26 protein-coding genes are annotated in these 23,201 nt (G+C 59.3%); 15 read left to right on the top strand and 11 right to left on the bottom strand.

Annotated features, from left to right (window positions below):
* Positions 1 to 17: 17 nt before the first annotated feature.
* Positions 18 to 479, bottom strand: a complete 462-nt coding sequence (gene rirA, locus ACIQJ2_RS36750) for an iron-responsive transcriptional regulator RirA (RefSeq protein WP_400677772.1) — start codon at positions 477 to 479, stop codon at positions 18 to 20.
* A 386-nt stretch (positions 480 to 865) separates the two neighbouring features.
* Between rirA and ybiB the strand changes: the two genes are divergently transcribed.
* The gene (ybiB, locus tag ACIQJ2_RS36745) at positions 866 to 1,798 is read left to right on the top strand and encodes a DNA-binding protein YbiB (protein WP_113379962.1); all 933 of its coding nucleotides are present in this window, start codon (positions 866 to 868) and stop codon (positions 1,796 to 1,798) included.
* 120 nt (positions 1,799 to 1,918) lie between these two features.
* Here the strand turns inward: ybiB and ACIQJ2_RS36740 are convergent, their stop codons facing one another.
* Positions 1,919 to 2,926, bottom strand: coding sequence for a GlxA family transcriptional regulator (locus ACIQJ2_RS36740; protein ID WP_113379961.1), 1,008 nt, complete (start codon positions 2,924 to 2,926; stop codon positions 1,919 to 1,921).
* Positions 2,927 to 3,271: 345 nt separating this feature from the next.
* Here ACIQJ2_RS36740 and ACIQJ2_RS36735 point away from each other — a divergent pair, with 345 nt between their 5' ends.
* The 4 genes from ACIQJ2_RS36735 to ACIQJ2_RS36720 all read left to right on the top strand — a co-directional run bounded on the left by ACIQJ2_RS36735 (position 3,272) and on the right by ACIQJ2_RS36720 (position 6,185).
* Positions 3,272 to 3,604 (top strand): DUF3817 domain-containing protein, encoded by a 333-nt coding sequence (locus tag ACIQJ2_RS36735; protein ID WP_400677770.1) that lies wholly within the window; start codon positions 3,272 to 3,274, stop codon positions 3,602 to 3,604.
* A 9-nt stretch (positions 3,605 to 3,613) separates the two neighbouring features.
* Positions 3,614 to 4,045, top strand: coding sequence for a CopD family protein (locus ACIQJ2_RS36730; RefSeq protein ID WP_400677768.1), 432 nt, complete (start codon positions 3,614 to 3,616; stop codon positions 4,043 to 4,045).
* 584 nt (positions 4,046 to 4,629) lie between these two features.
* Complete coding sequence (locus tag ACIQJ2_RS36725) at positions 4,630 to 5,577, top strand: cytochrome c oxidase assembly protein (RefSeq protein ID WP_400677766.1); 948 nt, start codon at positions 4,630 to 4,632, stop codon at positions 5,575 to 5,577.
* Positions 5,574 to 6,185: an SCO family protein gene (locus tag ACIQJ2_RS36720; protein ID WP_400677765.1), complete on the top strand. Its 612-nt coding sequence runs from the start codon at positions 5,574 to 5,576 to the stop codon at positions 6,183 to 6,185. Before ACIQJ2_RS36725 ends, ACIQJ2_RS36720 begins: the two co-directional genes overlap by 4 nt.
* Positions 6,186 to 6,296: 111 nt before the next feature.
* On the opposite strand, the gene ACIQJ2_RS36715 is transcribed toward ACIQJ2_RS36720, so the two are convergent.
* Both ACIQJ2_RS36715 and ACIQJ2_RS36710 read right to left on the bottom strand, forming a co-directional pair.
* Positions 6,297 to 7,043, bottom strand: a complete 747-nt coding sequence (locus ACIQJ2_RS36715; protein ID WP_400677763.1) for an SDR family oxidoreductase — start codon at positions 7,041 to 7,043, stop codon at positions 6,297 to 6,299.
* Positions 7,044 to 7,268: 225 nt separating this feature from the next.
* On the bottom strand, positions 7,269 to 8,501 hold the full coding sequence (locus ACIQJ2_RS36710; RefSeq protein WP_400677761.1) for an MFS transporter: 1,233 nt from the start codon (positions 8,499 to 8,501) through the stop codon (positions 7,269 to 7,271).
* Positions 8,502 to 9,036: 535 nt separating this feature from the next.
* Here ACIQJ2_RS36710 and ACIQJ2_RS36705 point away from each other — a divergent pair.
* From ACIQJ2_RS36705 to traR, 4 genes are all read left to right on the top strand, one after another.
* Positions 9,037 to 9,477, top strand: a complete 441-nt coding sequence (locus ACIQJ2_RS36705; RefSeq protein ID WP_113379953.1) for a pseudoazurin — start codon at positions 9,037 to 9,039, stop codon at positions 9,475 to 9,477.
* A gap of 204 nt (positions 9,478 to 9,681) precedes the next feature.
* Positions 9,682 to 10,722 carry a hemin-degrading factor gene (locus ACIQJ2_RS36700; protein WP_400677760.1) on the top strand — a complete coding sequence of 347 codons (1,041 nt, stop codon included), beginning with the start codon at positions 9,682 to 9,684 and terminating at the stop codon, positions 10,720 to 10,722.
* Positions 10,723 to 10,927: 205 nt separating this feature from the next.
* Entirely contained in the window at positions 10,928 to 11,125 is a 198-nt protein-coding gene (locus ACIQJ2_RS36695) for a hypothetical protein (protein WP_162751806.1), read from the top strand.
* Between the two features lie 213 nt (positions 11,126 to 11,338).
* Positions 11,339 to 12,037 carry a transcriptional regulator TraR gene (traR, locus tag ACIQJ2_RS36690; RefSeq protein ID WP_400677758.1) on the top strand — a complete coding sequence of 233 codons (699 nt, stop codon included), beginning with the start codon at positions 11,339 to 11,341 and terminating at the stop codon, positions 12,035 to 12,037.
* 7 nt (positions 12,038 to 12,044) lie between these two features.
* Here the strand turns inward: traR and ACIQJ2_RS36685 are convergent, their stop codons facing one another.
* From ACIQJ2_RS36685 to traA, 5 genes are all read right to left on the bottom strand, one after another.
* Positions 12,045 to 12,353, bottom strand: coding sequence for a transcriptional repressor TraM (locus ACIQJ2_RS36685; protein ID WP_400677756.1), 309 nt, complete (start codon positions 12,351 to 12,353; stop codon positions 12,045 to 12,047).
* A gap of 309 nt (positions 12,354 to 12,662) precedes the next feature.
* The gene (locus ACIQJ2_RS36680; protein ID WP_400677754.1) at positions 12,663 to 13,283 is read right to left on the bottom strand and encodes a TraH family protein; all 621 of its coding nucleotides are present in this window, start codon (positions 13,281 to 13,283) and stop codon (positions 12,663 to 12,665) included.
* Positions 13,284 to 13,296: 13 nt separating this feature from the next.
* Positions 13,297 to 14,496, bottom strand: a complete 1,200-nt coding sequence (locus ACIQJ2_RS36675; protein WP_400677753.1) for a conjugal transfer protein TraB — start codon at positions 14,494 to 14,496, stop codon at positions 13,297 to 13,299.
* Positions 14,497 to 14,512: 16 nt separating this feature from the next.
* Positions 14,513 to 15,043 (bottom strand): conjugative transfer signal peptidase TraF, encoded by a 531-nt coding sequence (gene traF, locus ACIQJ2_RS36670; RefSeq protein ID WP_400677751.1) that lies wholly within the window; start codon positions 15,041 to 15,043, stop codon positions 14,513 to 14,515.
* Positions 15,040 to 18,342, bottom strand: a complete 3,303-nt coding sequence (gene traA, locus ACIQJ2_RS36665; protein WP_400677749.1) for a Ti-type conjugative transfer relaxase TraA — start codon at positions 18,340 to 18,342, stop codon at positions 15,040 to 15,042. The genes traF and traA overlap by 4 nt, the downstream gene beginning before the upstream one ends.
* Positions 18,343 to 18,597: 255 nt before the next feature.
* Here traA and traC point away from each other — a divergent pair, with 255 nt between their 5' ends.
* The 6 genes from traC (at position 18,598) to ACIQJ2_RS36635 (ending at position 22,309) form a co-directional block, all read left to right on the top strand.
* On the top strand, positions 18,598 to 18,894 hold the full coding sequence (gene traC / locus ACIQJ2_RS36660; protein WP_400677748.1) for a conjugal transfer protein TraC: 297 nt from the start codon (positions 18,598 to 18,600) through the stop codon (positions 18,892 to 18,894).
* A 4-nt stretch (positions 18,895 to 18,898) separates the two neighbouring features.
* Positions 18,899 to 19,114: a type IV conjugative transfer system coupling protein TraD gene (traD, locus tag ACIQJ2_RS36655; protein WP_400677747.1), complete on the top strand. Its 216-nt coding sequence runs from the start codon at positions 18,899 to 18,901 to the stop codon at positions 19,112 to 19,114.
* Positions 19,101 to 21,038 (top strand): Ti-type conjugative transfer system protein TraG, encoded by a 1,938-nt coding sequence (traG, locus tag ACIQJ2_RS36650; protein ID WP_400677746.1) that lies wholly within the window; start codon positions 19,101 to 19,103, stop codon positions 21,036 to 21,038. Before traD ends, traG begins: the two co-directional genes overlap by 14 nt.
* A 49-nt stretch (positions 21,039 to 21,087) precedes the next feature.
* Positions 21,088 to 21,255 carry a hypothetical protein gene (locus ACIQJ2_RS36645; protein WP_400677745.1) on the top strand — a complete coding sequence of 56 codons (168 nt, stop codon included), beginning with the start codon at positions 21,088 to 21,090 and terminating at the stop codon, positions 21,253 to 21,255.
* A gap of 151 nt (positions 21,256 to 21,406) precedes the next feature.
* Positions 21,407 to 21,739, top strand: a complete 333-nt coding sequence (locus ACIQJ2_RS36640) for a WGR domain-containing protein (RefSeq protein ID WP_400677744.1) — start codon at positions 21,407 to 21,409, stop codon at positions 21,737 to 21,739.
* 144 nt (positions 21,740 to 21,883) lie between these two features.
* Positions 21,884 to 22,309 carry a thermonuclease family protein gene (locus ACIQJ2_RS36635; protein WP_400677743.1) on the top strand — a complete coding sequence of 142 codons (426 nt, stop codon included), beginning with the start codon at positions 21,884 to 21,886 and terminating at the stop codon, positions 22,307 to 22,309.
* Positions 22,310 to 22,344: 35 nt separating this feature from the next.
* On the opposite strand, the gene ACIQJ2_RS36630 is transcribed toward ACIQJ2_RS36635, so the two are convergent.
* Positions 22,345 to 22,518, bottom strand: coding sequence for a hypothetical protein (locus ACIQJ2_RS36630; RefSeq protein ID WP_400677741.1), 174 nt, complete (start codon positions 22,516 to 22,518; stop codon positions 22,345 to 22,347).
* A gap of 265 nt (positions 22,519 to 22,783) precedes the next feature.
* Positions 22,784 to 22,954, bottom strand: a complete 171-nt coding sequence (locus tag ACIQJ2_RS36625) for a hypothetical protein (protein ID WP_400677739.1) — start codon at positions 22,952 to 22,954, stop codon at positions 22,784 to 22,786.
* Positions 22,955 to 23,201 lie beyond the last annotated feature (247 nt).

Genomic DNA, 23,201 nt, shown 5'->3' with positions numbered 1-23,201 from the left:
ATCCGGTCGGGGGCGTGCTAGTGTTGTATGCGCAGAGCGCGTGTGTCGATGCCGAGCAGGAAACTGAGGTCAGCCCGCGAAACGATCAGGTCATGGATAGAATGCTGGCGCAATACGGAAAAGAACGATCCCAGAGCCTTTGTCAGCGCTGAGTTCAGGCTGCACCCCCCGATCAGCGGACAGTCCGATGGTTCGCTGTGTTCGAAACACTCCGCCATAAGGAATCCGTCCTCGGTCACGCTCACAACATCAAAGAGGTTGATGTTCTCAGCGGCGCGACCCAGGCGGATGCCGCCGTTTCGACCGCGCACGGTTTCGACGAGCCCGGCATTGGTAAGCGGCTTGAGCACCTTGAAGAGGAAGAGCACCGAGATCCCGTAAGCCTTGGCGATTTCCGGAACATGGCTCAGCCGTCCATTGTTTGCGGCGCAATACATCAAAACGCGAACTGCATAATTTGTTTGTTTCGTAAGCCTCATAAAAGACCTCCACATATTAGGATCGCGGCTCGATATACGAGTTTTGCGCTTTCCCAACAATCGTGCGCGGTTCAGCCGGAATTTTCGCTGTCGGCGCGAGTGAACGTAGAATCTATCAATTCAAACAGATACTTATGGCGCGCGGATGGGGTTGACGGCGCTTCAGTGGCGCGTTCTGAGGGAAAAATGTCTTTTGCGACATGGCGATCACGCGGCAAAACAGTGCCGCCGCTTGTTTGCGAGGCGCTGAAGTCGACGCCTTATGCAAAGGCGACTTCGGCCCGTGACCTGATACGGGTCTTGGATCTGCGCAAATCCGGCAATGCATCAAACTCGAGCAAAGCGGCTGCGATGTTCGCACGCGCCCTTCGTCAAACGTGGATATCATGAGTATTAGTCATTATCTCAAAACGATTGGTCGCGGCGCGCGCGGGGCCAGATCCCTTGCACGTGAGCAGGCGGAAGACCTATTTGCAAAAATCCTCGACGGTGAGGTGACCGACCTGGAGATCGGCGCGTTTTGCCTCGCCATGCGCATAAAGGGAGAGACGCCCGAGGAGATGGCCGGCTTTAACGATGCCGCGCGGTTGCGGCAGTCAGTTGTTGCGCCTGCGACGTCCGGGCAGGCAACAGTCATCCTGCCAAGTTACAACGGCGCAAGGAAGCTTCCCGTCCTGACGGCCCTGCTTGGACTGCTTCTTGCCGAAAAAGGCATTCGTGTCATCGTGCACGGATTGGATCACGATCCCGGACGAACGACCGTTGCGGAAACCTTTTCTGCGCTTGGACTTCCCCATCGCCGTCACGTGGACGACGTCTACGATGGTGTCAATTTCCTTCCGATCGATGTCTTTGCGCCGCAGCTTTCCAAGCTCCTGAACGTGCGCAAGACCGTCGGACTGAGGAACTCGGCGCATAGCCTGGTGAAAATCTTAAATCCCGTGGCCGGCAGAGCGCTGGTCATCGGCAGCTATACGCATTCGGCTTATGCCGAGATCATGGCCGAGACCTATCGATTGATCGGTGCCGATGCAATGCTGCTGCGGGGCATCGAAGGCGAATCGGTGGCCGACGCGAGAAAAATCCAACAGATCGACGTGTTTGTTGAAGGGGTTCAAACGCAGTTGCAAGAAGCGGAGAAATCACTCCTGGCGGTCGGGCCGGATTGGCCAACTGATGTCTCTGCAAAGGCCACAGCTGAGTATATAGCCGACGTCATCGAGCACCGCAGGCAGGTGCCTGAGCCGATCGCAAGGCAGGTCGCGCACATAGAAGACACGCTCCGTGCCATGATGAGCACCGATCAGCGAGCCACCTGAGACAGGCGCGTGCGAAGAGGCCCCAAGTTTGCTTGAATGGCACTGGGGCCGATCTGATCGCATACCTCGAGAGCAGATATCACGATGGCACGCATTTCAATCGTACCAGACCTTACGGCATCAGATCGGGTCGCCTGAAACCGGCTCTGCCGCCATGCGACGCAGGCTTTGCGGCGGATGTCCGTAGATACGCACAAAGGCCCGTCTCATTCTTTCTGGATCGGTGAAGCCGACATGGCGAGCAATCACCTCGATCGGCTCCACGCCGCGCTCGACGCGCGCACGCGCGACCTCAGCGCGCAGACGTTCCACGGCCTTGGCCGGCGTCTCCCCGGTTTCGGCCAAAAATGAACGCCCGAACTGCCGCGGGCTGAGATGAGCGACGTCGGCAAGGCGTTCGGTCGAGAGCGTCTCCGTCAGATGCTCACGAATGTAGGTGAGCACAGTCCTGATACGATCGGACGCCGGTTCCATATCGAGCATTGCGGAGAATTGCGATTGTCCGCCCGGGCGTCGATGATAGACGACCAGTATCTGCGCGACCGCTTTTGACACCTCGGCGCCAAGGTCTTCTTCAATCATCGCTAAAGCAAGGTCAATACCCGCCGTGACACCTGCCGATGTCCAGATGTCGCCGTCTTTTGTGAAGATGCGATCTCCATCGACCTTGATACGCGGGAAGGTGCGCTGGAACTGGCCAACATATTTCCAATGGGTTGTGGCACGGCGCCCATTCAACACGCCAGCGGCAGCCAAGAGAAAGGAACCGGTGCAGACGCTCGCAATGCGCCGCGCTTTGCCGAGGCTTTTACTGAAGGTGCCGTCAATCGCAAACCCCAGGTTCGCAGGATTGGTCAGCACGTCTCCCCCTGTAAAGAGGATCGTATCGTAGGGTTCCGACCGGATCGCTTCGGTCGCAACCGCCAACCCCGACGAACTGACGACAAGGCCCCCGTCCCGTGAGACGATGTGGAGCCTGTATGGGCCGCAGCCACGCTGTCTGCCGGCGCATTCGAATGCCGCCAACGGCCCGCTCAGATCCTGAATTTGAAATTGCGGGTAGACGACAAAGGCGACATCGCGCGTGACGATCGGGGTTTCGTCTTCGATCTTGGCTAGCATGTTCATGTCGGATCCTTCAAAGCCCGGGACTGCTCAAACGCTGCGGCGATTGGCCTTCATCTCTAGCACCTGTTTTCCAGTTCTGCATCTGACTGCGACCAAAAATGAGGGAAGTGCGTCATTTTTCCACACGACGGCGTGGTGTAGAGAGAACGAGACGATAAACCATTCGGTCGATAGCGCTGATCTCTGCAGCGATGGCGGTGGCCTGACGCGCTCTTTTGCGGCGGTCAGGCCCAGCGGATCGCAATAAGAGAACATGCCGATATCGGCTCTGAAGGCGTCGGTCGTCGCTTCTGACGGCCGGGGCTCGCGCTTGTCGTCCCGGAAACTCAGACAGGATCTTGGCTGATGACATCAGTGGATATTGCCGAGGAATTCGCACAGGTTCGCAGGATGCGGATGGCCTCCGTGATCGAGGGGATAACCCTCGTCGCCCTCCTTTTCATCGCGGTACCCTTGAAGCACCTCCTTGGGTTCTCGACCGCCGTGGCGGTCATGGGCCCGGTCCACGGTGTTGCCTTTGTCTATTATGCCTGGACCCTGATCCAGACGGTCTCCGGGGGCGATTTTCGTGGCCCGGAGATCGCGAGAATGATCGTCGCCGCCTTCATCCCTTTCGGCGGCTTTTACAACGATCGCATGCTGGCAAGACGCCAGGCAACGCGACAATCCTCAATCTAGGGAAATCTGATGGATTACCTCTGGCTAAAAGCCATCCATATCGCAGCCGTGATCACATGGGTCGGCGGCATGTTGACCGTTGCGGTGACGACGAGCGCCTTCAGCGCGGTAGCGCAAGGCCAGACCGAGACGGGCCGAGCTGCGTTCTTCGCACGGGTCCGGCGCTGGGACCGAAGAATCACGACACCGGCAATGCTCACGGTCTGGGCCTTCGGACTGGCGCTGGCGGTGACCGGCCAATGGTTTTCACAGCCGTGGCTCAGCGTGAAAATCGCTCTTGTGTTGGTGCTGTCCGCGCTTCACGGCGTGCTCTCGGGTGGGCTCAGGCGCCTTGCCCTCGGGCAACAACCTCGCGGTGTCGCCACAATCCGGTTTGCTGCTGCCGGCATCATCTGCATCGTGGTCATCGTCGTCACACTCGTCGTCCTCAAGCCGTTCTGATCGCTGGCGCTGCCGTCTTCTCTTTGGGCAGTGAGCCACGTGCGTCCTCGCAATCTTGCACGATCGGAAAATCGGCCATCCGACTGCGCAATCCTCCGTCGGAGCCGCAGCCCAGGCAAAGGCAGGCTCTGACGTTCTCATTCCGCCGGATGTCACGTGAAAATGGCCGATGTCTGCTTCGTCTCCGGAGTATGGCAAGGCAAGCCCGTTCTCCGGACATGTCCGGATTTGAGGGGAGAATGTCGTTTACCAGTTTTTCCGGCATCGATATTCCTGCCCTTGGACCGTCGCTGCTGAGGCGACCCGCGCCACGACGGGCCGGGATTCCGGTAGGTCCAAAAGACCAGAAAGACGAGGCATTCCATTTTGGTGTCAGAAAACGGCGATAAGAAGGGGATCGAAAGCCTCTCCGAAGAGGTCGCCGGTCGGATGGAAGACCATCAGCCGACTGCCTTGTTCGATCGCCACGCCGACCCTTCTCTTCCCGCACTCATGAGGATGCAGGCGTTCATGATGGCGGGAATAGCCTTGCTGTTCCTGTGCATCACGATTGCGATCGGAATTGTGCTTCCGACGGTTCGAGCATGGCTGCAATGATTGCTAGGGCGTCGGATGCGTCCAGGACGTCACGCGTTGATGCCGATCTCAAGCTCGTCGGATTGATACTGCTTGCCGGAGCGCTCGAGGCGATCCTGGTGGAACGCTATCCAGGCTCGCTGCCGCTCTGGATGCCCTACGAATTTTCCTGGGGCGTTTTCCTGAGCTGTGCAATTGGCATCGTGCTCTATCTTCGCGGGCTTCGAAGGTTGCCCGTTGCCGTGAGCGCGAGTGGCTGGCGTAAGGCAGCTTTCCTGATTGGGGTCGGCCTGATTTACGCATCGATGCAGACATGGCTGGACTATGCGGCACAGCACATGTTCTTCATCCATCGGTTTCAACATCTCCTTCTCCACCACACCGGTCCCTTCCTCATCGCGCTCAGCAATCCTGGCGCCGCGATCTGGGAAGGCCTGCCGGAAAGGGTGCGCTGGAGGTTGCAGCACAGAGCACTCGTCAGGCTGATGGGCGTCCTGCAGCAGCCCGTCTTGGCATCGTTTCTTTTCGTCGCCTTGATCTATCTCTGGCCGATCCCATCGATCCACTTCTGGGCCATGCTCGATCCAACGCTCTACACCGTCATGAATTGGAGCGTGACGATCGACGGGATTTTGTTCTGGGCACTCATCCTCGATCCGCGGCCCAAGCCACTCGCACGGATCTCTTACGGGGGAAGGCTCATCGCCGTCATTGCCGTGATGTTCCCGCAAATGCTGCTGGGTGCGTGCGTGGTATTTGCGGAGCGGGACATTTACCCCGTCTACAATATCTGCGGACGCATCCTGCCGATCAGCGGTCTCGAGGATCAGACCTATGCCGGCCTGATCCTGTGGGTTCCGAGCACCATGATGAGCATTATCGGCGCGTTGCTGGTGTTGAATTTCATGCGGCTGAACGAAGGAACCGAGGTTCTGGCCAACAGGGGTCTCCAATGACAGTCATGCCAATCTGGAGCCGCCGCTCATTCTGCGCGCTCGTTATCGGCGCTCTAGCGAGCAGCTGCAAAGGCAATTCCAAGTGGCGCCTGGTCGATGTCGATCGGATGTATCCTGATCTCGATTTTCAAATGATCGACGTCAGGACGGGAAGACCTGTAAGGGCGCAGAACTATCGCGGCAAACTGGTCGTGCTGTTTTTCGGCTACACCTTCTGTCCGGAGATTTGTCCGACAACCCTGCTCACTCTCACCTCGGTCATGGAGAAGCAGACGGCGCTACAAGACGAGGTGAACGTCCTTTTCGTCTCCGTGGATCTCAAGCGAGACACGCAAACGGTGTTGAAACAGTATGTCGGGTCCTTCGCACCGAACGTGACCGGCCTGAGCGCGACAGACAATGAACTGGCCGCCTTGGCGCGGCGATACCGGGTTGCCTATACGGTTAACCCGGGCGCATCGGCGGATGATTATACGGTCGATCACACCGCAACTGTCTTCGTTTTTGACCGCGAAGGCCGCCTCCGCTTGCTCGCGCCCTATGGCACAAGCGATGAGGATTTTGGTCACGATCTTCAGTTGCTTGCTCAGAACGGCGGCCTCGGCTAGCACTGGCATTCACGTTGCCAGTGCCGAAGGCGGACCCGTTCTTCTGGCGCCTCATGGGCGACACTTCAAATGACAGTCCAGACAGAATAACCGGCAAATCCTCTTCACGGTTCAGAGTTGCGATGCACCGCCATCCACGACGAGCTCGGTTCCGACGACATAGGATGATTCATCGCTTGCGAGGTAAAGCGCCGCGTGGGCAATGTCCTCAGCCGAGCCCAAGCGGCCAACGGGTATGGACTTGGCGAGTTCGCTTTTCATGCTCGAGAGCTCCTCCGCCCGCATGCCCCATTTGCTTGTCAAAGGCGTGTCGATCGCGCCGGGGGCGATAGCGTTGAACCGGATTTTCCTGTCCAGAAACTCGAACGACCAGCTCCTGGCGAGCGACCGCAGCGAGGCCTTTGCAGCCGCCGTCAGGGAGATACCGTGCTTGCCCGTCTGGGCCACGAAGGACGTGTTCATGATGAACGATGCTCCGTCGCGCAGGTCCGGCAACACTGCCTGCAAGGTGACGACGGTCCCTTTGACGTTGATGTCCATGATGTCATCGTAGAGCCTGTCGTCGATGTCGTTGATGGGGGACGGAAATGCGTAGCCCGCATTCGCAAAGACCAGGTCCAGACCACCAAACCTTTCTTTAACCTGTCTGGCAACCGCACGCATGTCGTCGATTGATCGGACGTCGCCCTTGAGCACCAATGCCTCGTTGCCAAGTTCCGCGATGATCTGTCCGAACACCGTCTCGTTGCGTCCGGTGACCGCAACGCGCGCGCCCTCGGCGAGGAATAGCTTTGCGGTCGCCAAGCCGATGCCGCTAGTGCCGCCGGTGATCAAAGCCGTCTTGTTTGCAAGTCTCATGCTGCATTCCTTCCGAAGGCCAGGTGCCCACGACAACGTGGCTGGCGGTTTCTATTTTTGGACCTGGCTGGCGAGCGAAAGGAGGACATAGAGCTCCCAAAAGTCGTCGCCGAGACCGGGCCTGCTTCAAATGGATCGACGGCTCGGTTTGACGCAGGAATGCCGTCAGGGTGAGAAATATGCCGGAGATCCGAGAGGATGTGCGCCGTCGTCTCGCAGGTGAATCTAGGGTCGTTGCCCGGCCAGCGAGCTGCCGGCGCGAAGCGCTTTTTTCTCATCCAGGATCCAATATGCCGTCATGGCGACCGCGACGACGACGAGGGGCACGCAAATGAGATTGAGCTCCTTCCACCCCAGCCACTCGAGCAGCGGGCCGGCGGCAAGGGAGGTGAGCGCCGTCACAGCCGCGCGCAGCATCTCGGCAATGCCTTGGATTTTCGCGCGCTCGACCGGCAGGTAAGAACGCGCCAGCAAGGTGGTGCCACCAACGAACATGAAGTTCCATCCCACACCGAGCGACAGCAGCGCGACATAAAAAGCCGGAACCTGGAGTGAGCTGACCGCAATGGCCGGGCAGATTGCCGTCAGCACCATCCCGGCGATCAGGATTCGCGCCAAGCCAAATCGTCTTATCAGTGCACCGGCAAACAGCGAGGGTGCGTACATGCCGATGAGATGCCATTGGATCATTCCCGCGCCATCATCGATTGTATGGCCGGCGCCCACAGCCGCAAGCGGGGCAGCTGTCATTAGCAGCATCATGATGGCGCCGCCGATCACGTTGTTTGCAAGTGCCGCCCAGGAGATCGGCTGCATGAAGACGACGCCGACCGGCCGTGCGTGCCCTTCGAATTGCTCCACATGAGAAGTGTGCCTCTGATCCTTGAAGACAAGGGCGAACAGGAGCACGGACACGACACCGAGGGCGCAGACGAGCAGATATGATCCTGCAAACATCGCAGGCAATATATCCTTGGTCCAGGAGGCAAGGAGAGGCCCCAGGATAGCTGCCGCAACGCCGCCGGCCAATACGAAGGAGATCGCCTTGGCCTTGCCTTCCAGTGCAACAGCATCGGCTGCCGCAAGCCGATAGTAGCCCGCGAATGCCTGAAAGATGCCCACTCCCGCCGTGCCAAGACAAAATATCCAAAAGTCGGCATGCAGGACCGCCCAGACCGAAATCGCTCCTCCGCCTGCGCATGCGGCTGACCCGACAATGAAAGCCATCCGGCGTCCAAGTCGCTCGATCAGATAGGACGCAAGCAGGGTGACGATCGCTCCTGCTGCCGAGATGAGCGCAAAGGGCAGTGTCGCCAGCGCCTTGTCAGGTGCGAGTTGATAACCGGTCAGGCCGGTCAATGTCAGATCGACCGACACCGCAGCCGTAAAGAGCGCCTGGCCAGCGGCCAGCACGATCGTGTTTTGACTTGGCAAAGTGTAATTGCGGAAAAATGACATTGGATAGGTGCCTGCATGGTCTGAGCAAGGCGCTCAGCGAAGAATTGTTGTTTAGCATGCCTGCAGAGAGGGATTACATCGCGAGGCTCACGGTAAAAAGGACTTTTTTCCCTCGAATTCGGACAGCCTGCCTGTCTCTTCGTTCGGCTTGCCGACAGCTTCGGATCGTCTCATCGGCGATGATGAGCAAGGGCGCTGCGGCCCGTTCTGCCGGCAGCCATGCCGGCAATTGGCTGGTGCTTGCCTCAACGGATCGCGTGGTCTCAACGGGCACCCCTTGCCCACCCATCCGCGTTCGATATCGCCCGAGACATTGCTCCTTAACGACAAGAACCGATTGGCGCGACGCCTAGACCAGGCTCGCAACCGCGGTTTCGTGCCGTTTTTCGAGGGAACAATGTCCTTTCTGCCGCGGACAGTCCGATCTAGTTGAACGCCAGCGTAAAGCTCGCCGCGCCGGTCGGCTGAAGTATCGAAGATACCGTCGCGGCGCATGCTCCTCTTTTTAAAGTTCTGTCGCGCAGGGATCTATAAAATGCTGAAAATCATGAGCCGCGGTATCCTCGCAGTTTCGCTTCTTGCCGGCCCCGCTCTGGGCGCTGAATTCGAGGTCAAGATGCTTAACCGAGGCAGCGACGGTCAGTTCATGGTGTTCGAGCCGAGCGCCGTAAGGGCCAATGTCGGCGACACGATCAGGTTCGTGCCGGCCGATAAAGGTCACAATGCCGGCTCGATACCGGGCTTGGTGCCTAATGGCTTTGCGGGTGCGCAGGGCAAGATCAACGAGGAAATCCTTGTCAAACTCGATCAGTCAGGGGCCTATGTGTTCAGGTGCACGCCACACTTCAGCATGGGAATGGTCGCGGTTGTCGCCGTCGGCGGCACCCCGTCCAACCTCGACGTCATCAAGCAAGCCGATTTGCCGAAGAAAGCCAGAGAACGGGTCGATGCGGCTCTGACAGCGCTTGGGTTCTGACGAAGGCCAAGCCTGGTTGAATTCGCGCCTTTGACGCCTCGCGCGAAGCGCTGCGGCCTATCGGCGGCGTGCCCGGACGTGATGACGCGGGCCATGCAAGCAGGCGACCCGATGGCTATTTTCGAGGGAAAATCGTCTTTCGCTCCGCCAATAATCTCAACTACGTTCGTCAAGATTTCGAGATCAAACACGGAGGATGGTGACATGGTGACAAGATCGCCGAGAGAAATACGTGTCTTTCGCCTCAAAAACCGGGAGATGCGCGAGCGCGACATCGCCGCTGTTCTCGGAATATCCGAAGCCGCGGTTGTTGCAGCTGATGTCGGCATCAGCGCAACGCGGATCGATGCTAGCGCCGTCAAACTTTTGGAACGAGCGGCAGAACTCGGCGAGGTGATGGTCCTCTCGCGTAACGAAAGCGCCGTGCACGAGAAGATCGGGGTCTTCGAGAACATCACCATTGGCGAACGCAATGCGATCGTTCTCGGTGAGAATATTGACCTGCGCGTTTTTCCCTCGCATTGGGCATACGCCTTTGCCGTTTCGAAAGGCGATCCTGGTGCCGAACGCTACAGTCTCCAGTATTTCGACGCGAGCGGGACTGCGGTTCACAAGATCCATCTGCGGACCGCCTCGAATTTTTACGCCTATCAGCGCATCGTCGCCGAACTGATGTTGCCTGACCAATCACAGGAATTCGTGCCAATTCCCGTTGGCACCGAATCTCACGACCATGGCGACGTTGCCAGGGAGGAGTTGCGCGACAGCTGGGCCAAGCTTACGGACACGCATGAATTCTTCGGAATGTTACGGCGCCTCAAGATCAGTCGCCAGACGGCCATTCGCACGGTGGGCGATGACTATGCGACGAAACTCGACAATGCTGCAACCATCGAAATGCTGCGTGCCTGCGCCGCCTCAGCCCTGCCGATCATGTGTTTCGTGGCAAACGACGGGATTATCCAGATCCATTCCGGCGCCGTATTTAACGTCGAGGCGACCGGGTCCTGGATCAACATTTCCGATCCGACCTTCCATCTACACCTGCGCCACGACCATATCTGCGAGACCTGGGTCGTTCGCAAACCGACCAAGGAAGGTCACGTCACGTCGGTGGAGGTCTATGATGCGAATGGAAACATGGTCATCCAATTCTTCGGCAAGCGTAAGGAAGGGGTCGATGAACGCAAGGAATGGCGTGAGATTTCCGAGCGCTTGCCGCGCCATAGAAGTGCCGCCGCTTGAGGCGCTCTGACCGCTGAATTCGAGGCGCTGGTTCTCACATACAGCTGTTCCCTCCCTTCACGAGGAAGTCAGCAGCCTTCAACCGCGTGAGGTCGAGCCAATGGGAGTAACGTCCGGTGCCGCGCAACGTCGTTTGCGCAGCGGGCTCTCCAGCCAAATCGCCGAAGCGCTCCCATCTCAGTTGAAACGTCTCGATGAGGCAAGAATGAAAAGGTTTGCCGACTTGATCGCCAACAATATCAGCGTGCTCCTGTCCGCCTTCGAACTGAAACTCCCTGGGGGTATTGCCGAGAGAGATGCTTATGTCGAACGGGGCGGCGGTTGGCTGATTTCCTGGCGCCTTCTATCTGAGTGGCGGGAACTCGGCGCTAGCCTGGGATCTTTTTCGACTCAATCCGGCTGAGATGAAACTTCTTTCGAACGTGGCCGGAAAATCGGGAAGTCCCGCTTTTCCCGTTTGCGGCTGCCCAAGGCGCGACCGGAGGCTCGTATAAGGCTTGGCCGTCATCGGAAAGTTCCATAGAAAGATTTTGCAATCTTGGGTTGCCAGGAGACGGTATCTTGAGCCAAAGGATAAGCGATGACCTGTTCCACTTGACACTAACCGGAGTAGAGAATGCAACATTGGCTGGACAATCTAACTGACCTTGCAGCACTTCGAGGCGATGAAAATGTGCTAAAGGACGCTCTCACACATCTTGCTCAACAAGCAGGTTTCGGCGGTTATGCTTATCTTTACATGCGACCAGGTCATACGGTTGCCGCATCTAACTACCACCCGGAATGGCGGTCGCTCTATTTCAAAAGAAGATTTGAAGCCATTGATCCTGTTGTCAGCCGAGCCAAGTCTCTGAAGCGGGCTTTTGCATGGAGCGGAGAGCAAGAAAGGCAGCGACTTTCAAAGACAGAGCGGAAATTCTTTGACCTAGCGGCCGATTTTGGCATTCGATCAGGAATTACAATTCCCATTAAAGCCGCGAACGGGTCGACGTCGATGTTCACACTGGCATCCGATTTGACAACCCTCCGACTCGAGCGAGATATTAACCCGATCGCCGCCGCTGTCGGCCAGCTTCATATCCGCATGTCCTTGATGCCTCTGACACCGGACGAACAGCGTCCCGACTGGCTCGACCCCAGAGAGGCCGCCTACTTGAATTGGATTGCTGTCGGCAAAACCATGGAGGAAGCCGCAGACTTAGAGGGCGTCAAATACAATTCGGTAAAGAGCAAACTCGAAGAGACCCGGAAGCGCCTCGAAATTCACTCCATGCCACATCTCGTTGCGCTCGCTGTCCGCGCCGGGCTCATCTGAGGAGGTTTCAATTGACCGCTACTTTCGGAATGTAGCCCAGAATTCCGACCAGCGTGTTCAGCGAGCCCATTTGGGCATGCATCTCAATCATTGCCTCGATGTACTGGAGATGCTGCACTCCACCTGCAGATTTCCCTGTTTTGAACTCGTCCGGCAACGCCTGGAACAGTTGATCCGCCCTTTCAAGCAGCTGTCGGTGGAGCCTGACGGCATTGATGGTGAGAATTTCAACATCGGTCCGGTTAAGGCCACGCGTCAGTCCAATCACGGGGCGCAGTTCACATGTTTCTAACATCGGAGAATCTTCCGAAACCATCTGCCATCCAACCAAGGTATCGTCCGCGGTGCGCCCCCGCCAACGTTAATCTTCTGATCCCAAGCCGGGGGTTGGAAACTGTACTCAGACAGTCCTACGACCTTTAGCCGGAGCCTGGACATACGTCGCAGGCCCCCGGCCACAAGCCAGAGGATTCTGATGCTGCATCGGTCAGCATCAACCGCTGAGTAGGGGTTTCCACACCCCGGAGCAGCGCGTACTGCTCTACCCCTTCTTATAGAGGGCACATGTTGTTTTCGCTAGGGGAGCAGAGCGACAATTGCTTTGCAGATCTGCAGAAGAACGCCCTCAAGGTCTTGAACCGATGCCGGAAAGATCGACCCTAATGCCGGCATTGTTCGGATTGACTACTACAGCCTCGGTTGACGCCTCGACAGAGGTCGCGTCTGCTCCATCGCTCGGCTGGGGTTCTACTTCCTTGCGACCGGTTGGTGGAGCAAGCTTGATCTGACCGGAGTCGTCCGCGCGAAACACCGCTACCCCCTCGAAATACCCAGTCTGCCACGCGATGATCGCATCGTCGAACACCTGCGGCAGCACTTCCTCCGCGGTGGGATTGCCATACCATTTGGTGACGATCTGGTAGACCTTTGCGAACAGCGCGGTGCCCATGCGGATGTTCTCGCACGCATCGACAAGATCTGCCTTCAGCTGACCCGCCTCCAGGATACCAAGCCCGGCGGGATATTGCGTGATCCCGACGCGCACGATGTTACGGCCGAGATTGTCGCGGATCAGCCCCAGTGCCTCTTCCGGTGTCTTTGGTTTCGGCACGAGCACGACGCGGTTTCCTGAGCGAACCGTAATCGCGAGCGGGTCCTGCGAGCCCGCGCGTCCGATGAATTGCTCGACAGTGGCGGGTTTCAGGCCAGGATCGGCGCATTGTTGAACCAGGGCGGCATCGACCATCGTAAAAATCTCCTCAGGTGTTAAAGGCCATGATGACAGGCAGACCGAACAGCCTCGCCCAGGCGGTTACACTCGCCTTCTGGATCGCAACAATCGACGTGCCATCGGTCCACCAGCCGTTGCCCATGGCAACGATGATGTCGGGGGAATGCAGCATCGACTGGAGGACCGGCCAGAGGATAAGCTGCTCGTAGCAGATCAGGGGCGCGATCCTGGTCCCATCAACCTCAGCTACCGGATTGCCGAAGAAGTCGGCCCGCGCGCCACCGCCTTGGCCGGTCCATTGCAACCACGGTTGCCACATCGAGCCTGGAACCGGCATGCGCTCGCGATAGAGGATATTTGCTGCATCCGCCGAAATCGCTACCAGCACGTTGTCGTAGCCCTTGGGATCAACGACGGCTGCACCTGTGATGACGGTGAGACCGGAGCCCCGCAAACCTTCCCGCCAGACACGCGCGACGGTCGGCGTCCAGAAGCCGAGCGTGCTTTCGGGCAGCACCAGGACACGCATGTCCGGATGCCCCGCAAAGCTCCGGCGCACCGTTGCGATCAGGTCACGGTGATACGGAAGCGATGCGTCACGCCCAAGGTTTTGCCCTTCTTGAAGGTCGACGCCGTGCCAAGCATCAGGTAGATGCGGTCCCGTCCAAGTTGCGGCGGACCAGAGCCAGAATCCTCCAAGGATGATGGCGGCGGCCGGCCAAAGCCTCGTCGTCATGACGGTGAGGCCGGTCGCCATTGCGAACAGTCCCCACCATCCCAAACCGGGAAACAGGACCCCGGCAGCCGTTAGGGGGTGCGCCCAGCCGGTGATGCCGAAGGGCGGCAGCCCGCTCAGCACCATAGCGAGCAGATAACCTATCGCGGTGGCCGAATCCGTGCCCTTGGTCTGCCAGGCAAATTCACCAAGGGGCCTCATCCAGAGTGCAGCATGCACGCCAGCAAACGAAACCGAAGCCGTTACCCAGAGCAGATGGCCAGGCCAGAGATCGGCGCTATAGAAGTTGGCCACGCCCTGCGGCAACCCGCGGGAGGCCGCCAGGAAATAGCCCGCCGCTACAAGTGCCGCGATCGATCGCGACGACGCCTTTGACCAGAGCCAGGGAAAGAACATGGCGAGCGGGAGAAGAAGCACCTCGCCGCTCCAGCCGATCCACCCACACACTATGGACGCAAAGATCAGAAGAGGGGATTTCCAGCGAACAGGCATGTGGTCGCCACCCCGCTCACGGATCGAAGGTGAAGACCGGCCGCGCCAGACCGAGAAGATCGGAATCCGGAACCGGACCAAAATATCTGCTGTCATAAGAACTCGCAAACGGTGAGTGAAGAAACAGATGGTGCGGCGGCACTACACCGCCGGGATCGGGGTTGACCGTCCTGCCCTCACCGTCCGTGCGCCACACCGACGATGCGGGAACCAGGCGACCATCGACGAGCACGTGATCAGTGATATCGACACGTTGTCCGGGAAGTGCTGCGACCGTCTTGATCAACGGCGCGACTCCGCCGGCGCAGAGCCCTCGGCGCAGATATCCGCGCCGCCGCGCGTCTTCGAAAACGGCTGTCGCGGACGGGCATAAAAACACCAGATCGCCGATCGCGACCGGACGCTGGAGCTCCTCGATGCGCCAGAGGCCGAGCGGCTCGCTGGGGGTCAGGTTCAGCCGATAGCCGCCCGCGAACGCCGTCGCCGCCAGTGCGGACATGATGACGGCGGCAGCCGCGAGAAACTGAAGAATGCGCCTGTGCCTCATTGCTTCAGCACCTGCGTCTGGCGCTGGGTGAGACGCTGTTCCTCGGCTTGTCTTAGCGACTGGACGGTGCGCTCATGAACGCCAAGCTGTTGCGCTGTCCGCATCACCGGCCAAGCTTGTTTCAGCTGCTCCTTCTGTTCCGGATTCATGCCCTCGGAGAGTTTTTCGTACAGCGCTCCAGTGGGCTCGCGGGCCGCGTTGCTCAACAGCGTCCGTTCTCCGAACCGCTCGGTGATAGCCTTGTTGAACCCGTCGATTTCAAGCTTGGTCTCGCGATTGCTGAGTGCATAGGCCATCGCCGCCGGCAGATCGTTGCGGTCGATAGCGTCACGCACCCGCTCCAGCACAACACGCGCTGCCGGCGACAGCGCCGGAATGTCGATCGAGACCCGTTGGCGCAGCGCCTGCTCTTCCGCCTGATGCCGCATTGTGGCGGTCTCGCGCATCTGAAGATATTGCTCAAGATCCCGCTTCAAGGCCGGGACATTGACCTCCGCGACGCGACGCGCCTCCCGCTCTACCTTGCCCGCGAGAATGCCAGTCTTGCCCTTCAATGGACCGATAGACTCCGGCTCTGCCCCGAGCCTTTGCAGGACCTGCTTCGCCATCTCCTTTTCTGCCAGGACAGAATCAAAGTTCATCGATCGGAAGGCGGTTTCGGGATCGGCAAAGACATAAGCGAAGCGCGCCGAGACTTCTTCCCATTGCCGCTTCAGGGCGGGATCGTCGCCAAGCTTGTCACCGACCGTATCGGCACCAGAGCCGGAAAATGTCTTGATGCCTGCAACCATGGGTGCGGTCTCCTTCATCGTTTGGGTCTTCGATGTTTGGGTGAAGCCAAGGCGTGCGGCGAAAGCGCCAAGGCGCTGGCCGAGACCGACAAGCTTTGCCCTCTGGCGCAGAGTCCATTCAAGCCGGTCGCGGACCAGCGTGCGCGCGACCTGGACGATGTGCAGGCCGCGGTTTTCCGCGAAGCGCAGCGCCTCGCGATAGAGCTGGCCTTGCTCGTAATCGAGCGTCGTCTCTTTGGCATTTCTTCGGGATAGAACCTTGGCCAAGCGCCCATTGAAGGCGAAGGACCGCGTCCCATAGTAGAGCTGCAGATCCTCACGGTGACGGGTCATCGCCACATAGGTCAGATGCCGATCCAGGGACAGGGAAGCGAGCACCTTGACCTTATCGACGGTGGCGCCTTGCGACTTGTGAATCGTCGTGGCGTAGCCGTGGTCGACATTGTTGTAGAACCGCTGTTCGACGAAAACCTGTCGGCGCTGATCGCCATCTCCCACCGTTGCAACGATGCGGTTTGCTACGGCCTCTACGACTTGACCGATCATGCCATTTTTGACGCCGAGTGATCCCTCGTTCTTTAGGAAGACGATCTGGTCGCCAGCATCGAAACGGCGTTCGCCGTCAGCCGTTCTGAAGACATGACCTTCACCGACAATGCCGCGCTCGACGAGTTTTTCGCGAGCCATGACATTGAGCATGCGGACGTCGCGGCGCAGATGAGCGAGGATCAACGTTGTCTTCGTCTGATCGTAGTCGCGGTTCCAATCGGCGACAAGACGATCGACGGCTTCGGACTTCAGACGAGAGCCGAGCACCCTGGCCTGACCCTCATACGCAACGAGAGCCCTTTCGACATTGCCGCGCGCAAGATCGAGCGATGCCCTCCGCATCCAGTCGTCGCGCTGGCGATAGATGGTTTCGAGTTCGGCGTAACCAATGCGATCGACGATCGCGCGGAAAGCGGCACCCGCTTCGATCGGCTGGAGCTGTTCGGGATCGCCCACCAGCACGATCTTCGCACCCGCCCTCACGACGGTATCGACGAACCCGCCCATCTGTTTCGACGCCACCATGCCGGCTTCGTCCATAACGAAGATCGTCTTGTCGTCCAGGACGTCACGGCCGCGGTTCCAGCGCAGCTCCCATGACGCAAGCGTTCGGCTCGCGATCCCGGCTTCCTTCTCCAGACCCTCCGCTGCCTTGCCTGCAAGCGCGCCGCCAACGACACGATATCCGGCCAGCTCCCACGCCTCTCGGGCCGCCTTCATCATCGTGGTCTTGCCGGCCCCGGCGCGCCCGACGACGGCGGCGATGCGGGCAGGCGCTGCAATGCGCTCGATGGCTGCTTTCTGCTCATCGGACAGCTGTTCATGCCGCCTGAACGTCGCATCCAGTACAGCCTCGGAGACGGCATGCGTTTTCTTAGCCGACAGCCACATGGCCTGCCGTGCCATCGTCGCTTCGAGCCGGATCATCGCACGCGTTGAGTAGCGCGCCAGCACTTTCTCACTGGTCGCAAAATCGATCGTGTCGCGCTGCAGCCGGAGCACCTCCGGGGCTAAGATAATTTTCAGCATCAGCTGCTGGAAGACAGCGGGATCGTCGACATAGCGATGCAGGACCTTGGCCACGTCGCGCTCGTCGAAGACGCTCTTTTCCCGCGTGATCAGGTCGAGCACGATGGCAGGATTCTTCAAGATGCGGCGTGCGTTTTCCGTGCGTCGCTGCTCGTTGAGTTCGACCCGTTCAAGCTCCGGCCGAACACCCTGTTGTTCGGCCTTGCGCTCGATCGCCTTGGCCCCAACGCCGAGATGAATGGCGGGCTCGAGAGCGATACCCTGCTTTTCGTAGGAGCGGCCGTCGATGCGAAGATCGATCCCGGCAAGTGCCAGATGATGGTTCTGTCTTTCGAACCAGCCGTCGCGCAGGACATTAAAGTCCTCGGTCGATCCAGCCCAGAGTTCATAGAGGATCTTGCCGGATTTCGTGCGGACCGGCTGGCCGTCCTCGCCGACGACAGGGACCTTCTTCGAGCCGAACCCCTCCTCCGTCAACGGCCGCAACGTGGTCATCAGGTGAATGTGCGGATTGCCGGGATTGTCGTGATAGACCCAGTCCGCGACCATGCCCTTGGCGAGGATGTGTTTCTCGACAAAATCCCGGACCAGGGCGATGTTCTGCACCGCCGACAGTTCGAGCGGCAGGGCAATCGTCAGGTCACGGGCAAGCTGCGCATCGGCACGCTTCTCAAAAGCTTCGACCCTGTTCCAAAAGGCTTCCGACGCTCCGGAGACAGAACGATCAGCGGTCAGGGAGCGAACCCATTTCGGGGCACCGGCGGGTAATACAAACTCCTCGTGCAGCAGGCCTTGCTTGCGGGTGTAGTCGATGGTGCGGGCCTCACGCTCGTATTCCATTTTCGCGCAGTGGCGGTAGGCCGCAGACAGCACGACGCTGCGGCCCGAGCCACGGCTGACGATGCTGGCTGAGAAATGGGCAATGGCCACGGCGAAGGAAACTCCAGGGTTCGAACGGGTTCGTCCGGAGCGGCTGGGGCCACACGGCGCCGCCCGGGGCGATGAGCAACACGTCGCATCGCGACGTATAATTGCGCCCTTGGAGCCATTCCTTCGGAACGGCCGGGATCATTCACCAAAGCATCGCCATTGGCGATCTGCAGATCTGCAGATGTCCTTTTCTGCACATCCGGGAGACTCTGGGCGTCGCGAGTGCAACGCCCAGAGTTCAGAGGAGCAACCGGAATGAAGAAACCATCATCGAAAATCAGGGAAGAAATCGCCAGATTGCAGGATCAGCTCAGGCAGGCCGAGACCCGTGAAGCCGAACGCATCGGACGGATCGCGCTGAAGGCCGGCCTTGGAGAAATCGAGATCGACGAAGCCGAGCTTCAAGCGGCCTTCGAGGAGACCGCCAAACGGTTTCGCGGAGGCAAAGGTAGTGCGACCGGGAAGAAGAACACCGGAGACGACCGAGCTGAAAGCGGGTCGTCCACGGCACAGCCGTCTGGCGCGGATGCGGGCGGGACTGTTGAGGCTTGAGCGAATGGCGAAATCAACGACGACAGAGGCGCGCAAAAAGGACACGCGCGAAAAGATCGAACTCGGCGGCCTGATCGTCAAGGCGGGACTGCGGTACGAGAAGCGTTCTCTGTTGCTCGGCCTTCTGATCGACGCGAGCAAGCGGATCAGGGGCGACGAGACGGAGAAGGCTCGACTGGCGGCAATCGGTGCGGAGGCCTTTGGCAATGACGCCGAATAGGCTGCTTCTGGCAATCCTGCCGGCAGCAATCATGCTCGCCGCCATGATACTGTCGTCAGGCATGGAACATCGGCTGGCGGCGCTCGGAACATCGGCGCAAGCGAAGCTGCTGCTCGGAAGGGCCGGTCTCGCCCTGCCTTATCTCGCGGCCGCCGCGATCGGCGTCGTCGCGCTATTCGCTGCCAACGGTTCGACAAATATCAAGACCGCCGGTGTGAGCGTGCTTGCCGGAAGCGGCGTGACCACCATCATCGCGATCGTGCGGGAAACGATCCGTCGGACCGGCATCGCCGCGAACGTACCGGCCGGACAATCGGTTCTCGCCTATGCCGATCCTGCGACCGTGGTCGGCGCGGGTCTCGCCTTCCTGGGTGGCGTCTTCGCGCTTCGCGTCGCCATCAAGGGCAATGCGGCCTTTGCAAGCGGCGGCCCTCGCCGGATTGGCGGCAAACGCGCCGTGCATGGCGAAGCCGACTGGATGAAGATCCAGCAGGCGGCAAAGCTGTTTCCCGAGCCCGGCGGCATCGTTATCGGTGAGCGCTATCGCGTCGATCGCGACAGCGTTGCCGCCATGCCGTTCCGTGCTGACGATCAAAAAAGCTGGGGTGCCGGCGGCAGATCGCCGCTGCTCTGCTTCGACGGTTCCTTCGGCTCGTCGCATGGCATCGTCTTCGCCGGTTCCGGTGGTTTCAAGACGACTTCGGTGACGATCCCGACCGCGCTCAAATGGGGCGGTGGTCTCGTTGTTCTGGACCCGTCTAGCGAGGTGGCAGCGATGGTCAGCGAGCACCGGCGCCAGGCTGGCCGGAAGGTGATCGTGGTCGATCCCATGGCGTCGGCTGTCGGCTTCAATGCGCTCGACTGGATTGGCCGTCATGGCAATACCAAGGAAGAGGATATTGTTGCTGTCGCCACGTGGATCATGACCGACAATGCGCGCACCGCGTCCGCCCGAGACGACTTCTTCAGAGCCTCGGCGATGCAGTTGCTGACGGCGCTGATCGCGGACGTCTGCCTGTCGGGGCACACGGCTGAAAAAGACCAGACTTTGCGTCGTGTCCGAGCCAACCTTTCCGAACCCGAGCCGCAGCTTCGGGCACGTCTGACGAAAATCTACGAGGGGTCGGAGTCCAACTTTGTGAAGGAAAATGTCGCCGTCTTCGTCAACATGACGCCGGAGACGTTTTCCGGTGTCTACGCCAATGCAGTGAAGGAAACCCACTGGCTTTCCTACCCCAACTATGCCGCTCTGGTCTCCGGCGACAGTTTCTCGACGGACGATCTCGCAAACGGCGAGACCGACATTTTCATCGCGCTCGATCTGAAAGTGCTGGAAGCCCATCCGGGGCTCGCGCGCGTCGTCATTGGTTCGCTGTTGAACGCGATCTATAACCGCAACGGTGACGTGAAGGGTCGCACCCTTTTCCTGCTCGATGAGGTGGCGCGTCTCGGCTATCTGCGCATCCTCGAAACCGCGCGTGACGCGGGCCGCAAATACGGCATCACGCTGACGATGATCTTCCAGTCGCTCGGCCAGATGCGTGAGGCTTATGGCGGGCGTGATGCGACGAGCAAGTGGTTCGAATCCGCATCCTGGATTTCTTTCTCGGCAATCAACGATCCCGATACCGCCGACTACATCTCCAAGCGTTGTGGCGACACGACGGTGGAGGTCGACCAAACCAATCGTTCGTCCGGAATGAGGGGATCGTCGAGATCGCGGTCGAAGCAACTCAACCGCCGGCCGTTGATCCTTCCGCATGAGGTTCTGCGCATGCGCGCCGACGAACAGATCGTCTTCACCGCGGGCAATGCACCGCTTCGATGCGGGCGCGCCGTCTGGTTCCGCCGCGAGGACATGATGGCCTGTGTCGGTGAGAACAGGTTTCACAGGAACTTCTCCGGCACCAGCAGACCGTCATGAGATCAATGGAGGACGGGCGATGAGATATTGGGAAGCATGCGAAGCTCAGGTGACGGCAGCTGAAGCGGTTGAAGAATGCCGAAAGCACTGCGTCGATGCGGTGCTTCGCGACTGCGACGGCGCGTTGATCGATAAAGAAAGTGGAGACGTGATTGGCCTTCCCGACGACTGCGGAGAGTTCTATGGCGGAGATGTCCTCGGCTACCTCGGATATTGATCGACGCCCATTTGCACAGAAGACGTCTGGTCTGGTGTTTGCGGGAAGATCGTCACCCAAATGGGGCGGAGACCTAGGGCTCCGTTCGCCTCGGCGAATAGAGCTGTACGCCGCAGGCGTGCCGCCCATCTTTCAGCGGAACTTCACGAAAATGAATCGGTCAGACATCATCGATTCATATCTCTCGTTGGACGAACTTTGGCGCCCGAGCGATTATGCTGGCATGCTCATCCAGCCCTATCAGCTCTATGTCGAACGCACGGACGAAGCCCGCAACATGGCTCGCTTCTATGCCATGACGATCGAGCCGAATCTGTTCGGCGAGGTATGCCTGACACGCCGCTGGGGCCGGATCGGAGCGCATGGCCAGATGAAGGTCCAGCGTTTTACCCGAGAGCGAGACGCTGTCGCAGCCTTCCTCGATCTTCTTCGACAGAAGCGAAGCCGCGGATACCGTGTCACCCCCTCGGCAGCCCGTCACTGACGACCGGCGATCTCTTGCGGCCTCTGACCCAAGTCCACACATCGACGATGATGAAACTGGAGCATTTGACGTTTGGCACATTCGCATGATCTCCGGCTTTTCTTCCGGAAAAAGAGAAGGCAACGCAATCTCGCGATCCTCGCGATGATCTCTGGCATCATAAGTGCCGTCGCCCTGGAAGTCTGGCCTCCAACGGTCACACTTGCCGCATCGAATGTGGCTTCTATAAAGTTTGGAAAATGCACCGGCGGCCATCGAACCGCCTGCGTTATCGATGGCGATACGCTGTGGATCGGCGGCACGAAAATCCGGATCGCCGACATCGATGCACCCGAGATCAGTGAGCCCAAATGCGCCTCGGAACTTGCTCTCGGTAACCGCGCGACCCAGCGGCTGGTCGAACTGGTGAACCAGGGTCCATTCGAATTGCAGGCGTGGCCGGGTCGTGACAAGGATCGCTACGGTCGCGCCCTCCGGGTTCTTGTTCGCCATGGCCATAGCCTCGGCGATATTCTCGTCTCCGAAGGATTGGCGCGCACCTGGACAGGTCGTCGTGAACCATGGTGCTAGGACGGCTCGGCCGGTGAGGGCCGAGCCAACGGCGCTCATTGGCGCCGTTCCCATTCGGTATCGATGTTAATCTCAACGTCAACGAAGAAGGGAATCTTGATGGCGATCTTCAGACCGAGCTTGCCCTTGCGGAAGAGGTGACTGACCACCTTGCCAAGGGTGCGAAGACGGCGGCCGGTGGCGCTGAGGAATTTTGCGAGCTGGTGCATCGTGGATCTCCTGTTGATTGCGGTTCATTGCGGGGATGAAGAGCGGACAAGGAAGGAGGGCTGCACCCGCAGGGCCGAAGCGGAGCGAAGGACCTGATAGCAACTGAATTTTGATGCGCGAGGAGCGATAAGCGGGGAAAATTCTGGCGTCATCAGGTTGCAGCCAGACGCGCGGGACGCACCATCCCTGATGTCAATGAAATCGGATCGACAGGAGATCTTTCGGTAGCTCGCGACGCACACGACGCGACTTGAGGCCTCCCCCTCAGAACGGTGGCTCCGCATCGGCGCTGCCATCCGTCTCGGCAATCGCCAGTGTCAGTTCCGCCTGTGCGAGATCGAGTTCCGTCTCGATCTGGCGGCGCTCGCAAGGATCGACAGCGTTACGCAGTTCGGCACGAAGTTCTTCGATCTGGCGCTCAAGTTCGTGGGTCATCGTCTGATCTCCTATGTGAAAGACGATCAGCGGCGCCGGATAGGGGATGACGATGTCAGGGATCGCTGAAGCGACCGGCAGCGCCGGGGAGTGGGGGAGCCGATTTCGTGTTGGCGGCTTCGCAGCCAATTCGAAATTGGGGGTACCACGATTTAGGTCTTAGTCAAGCGTCCTGTTTGGAGAAGGCGCCGTCATTCTGGCGGCTCCTCGTCTGCCATGATGGCGTCAAATGCGCTGTCGAGCGATG

The organism is Rhizobium sp. NPDC092011 (assembly GCF_044756305.1).
Lineage (GTDB): Bacteria > Pseudomonadota > Alphaproteobacteria > Rhizobiales > Rhizobiaceae > Rhizobium.
The sequence above is the reverse complement of the archived record's forward strand: the minus strand, read 5'-3'. Positions and strand labels throughout refer to the sequence as shown.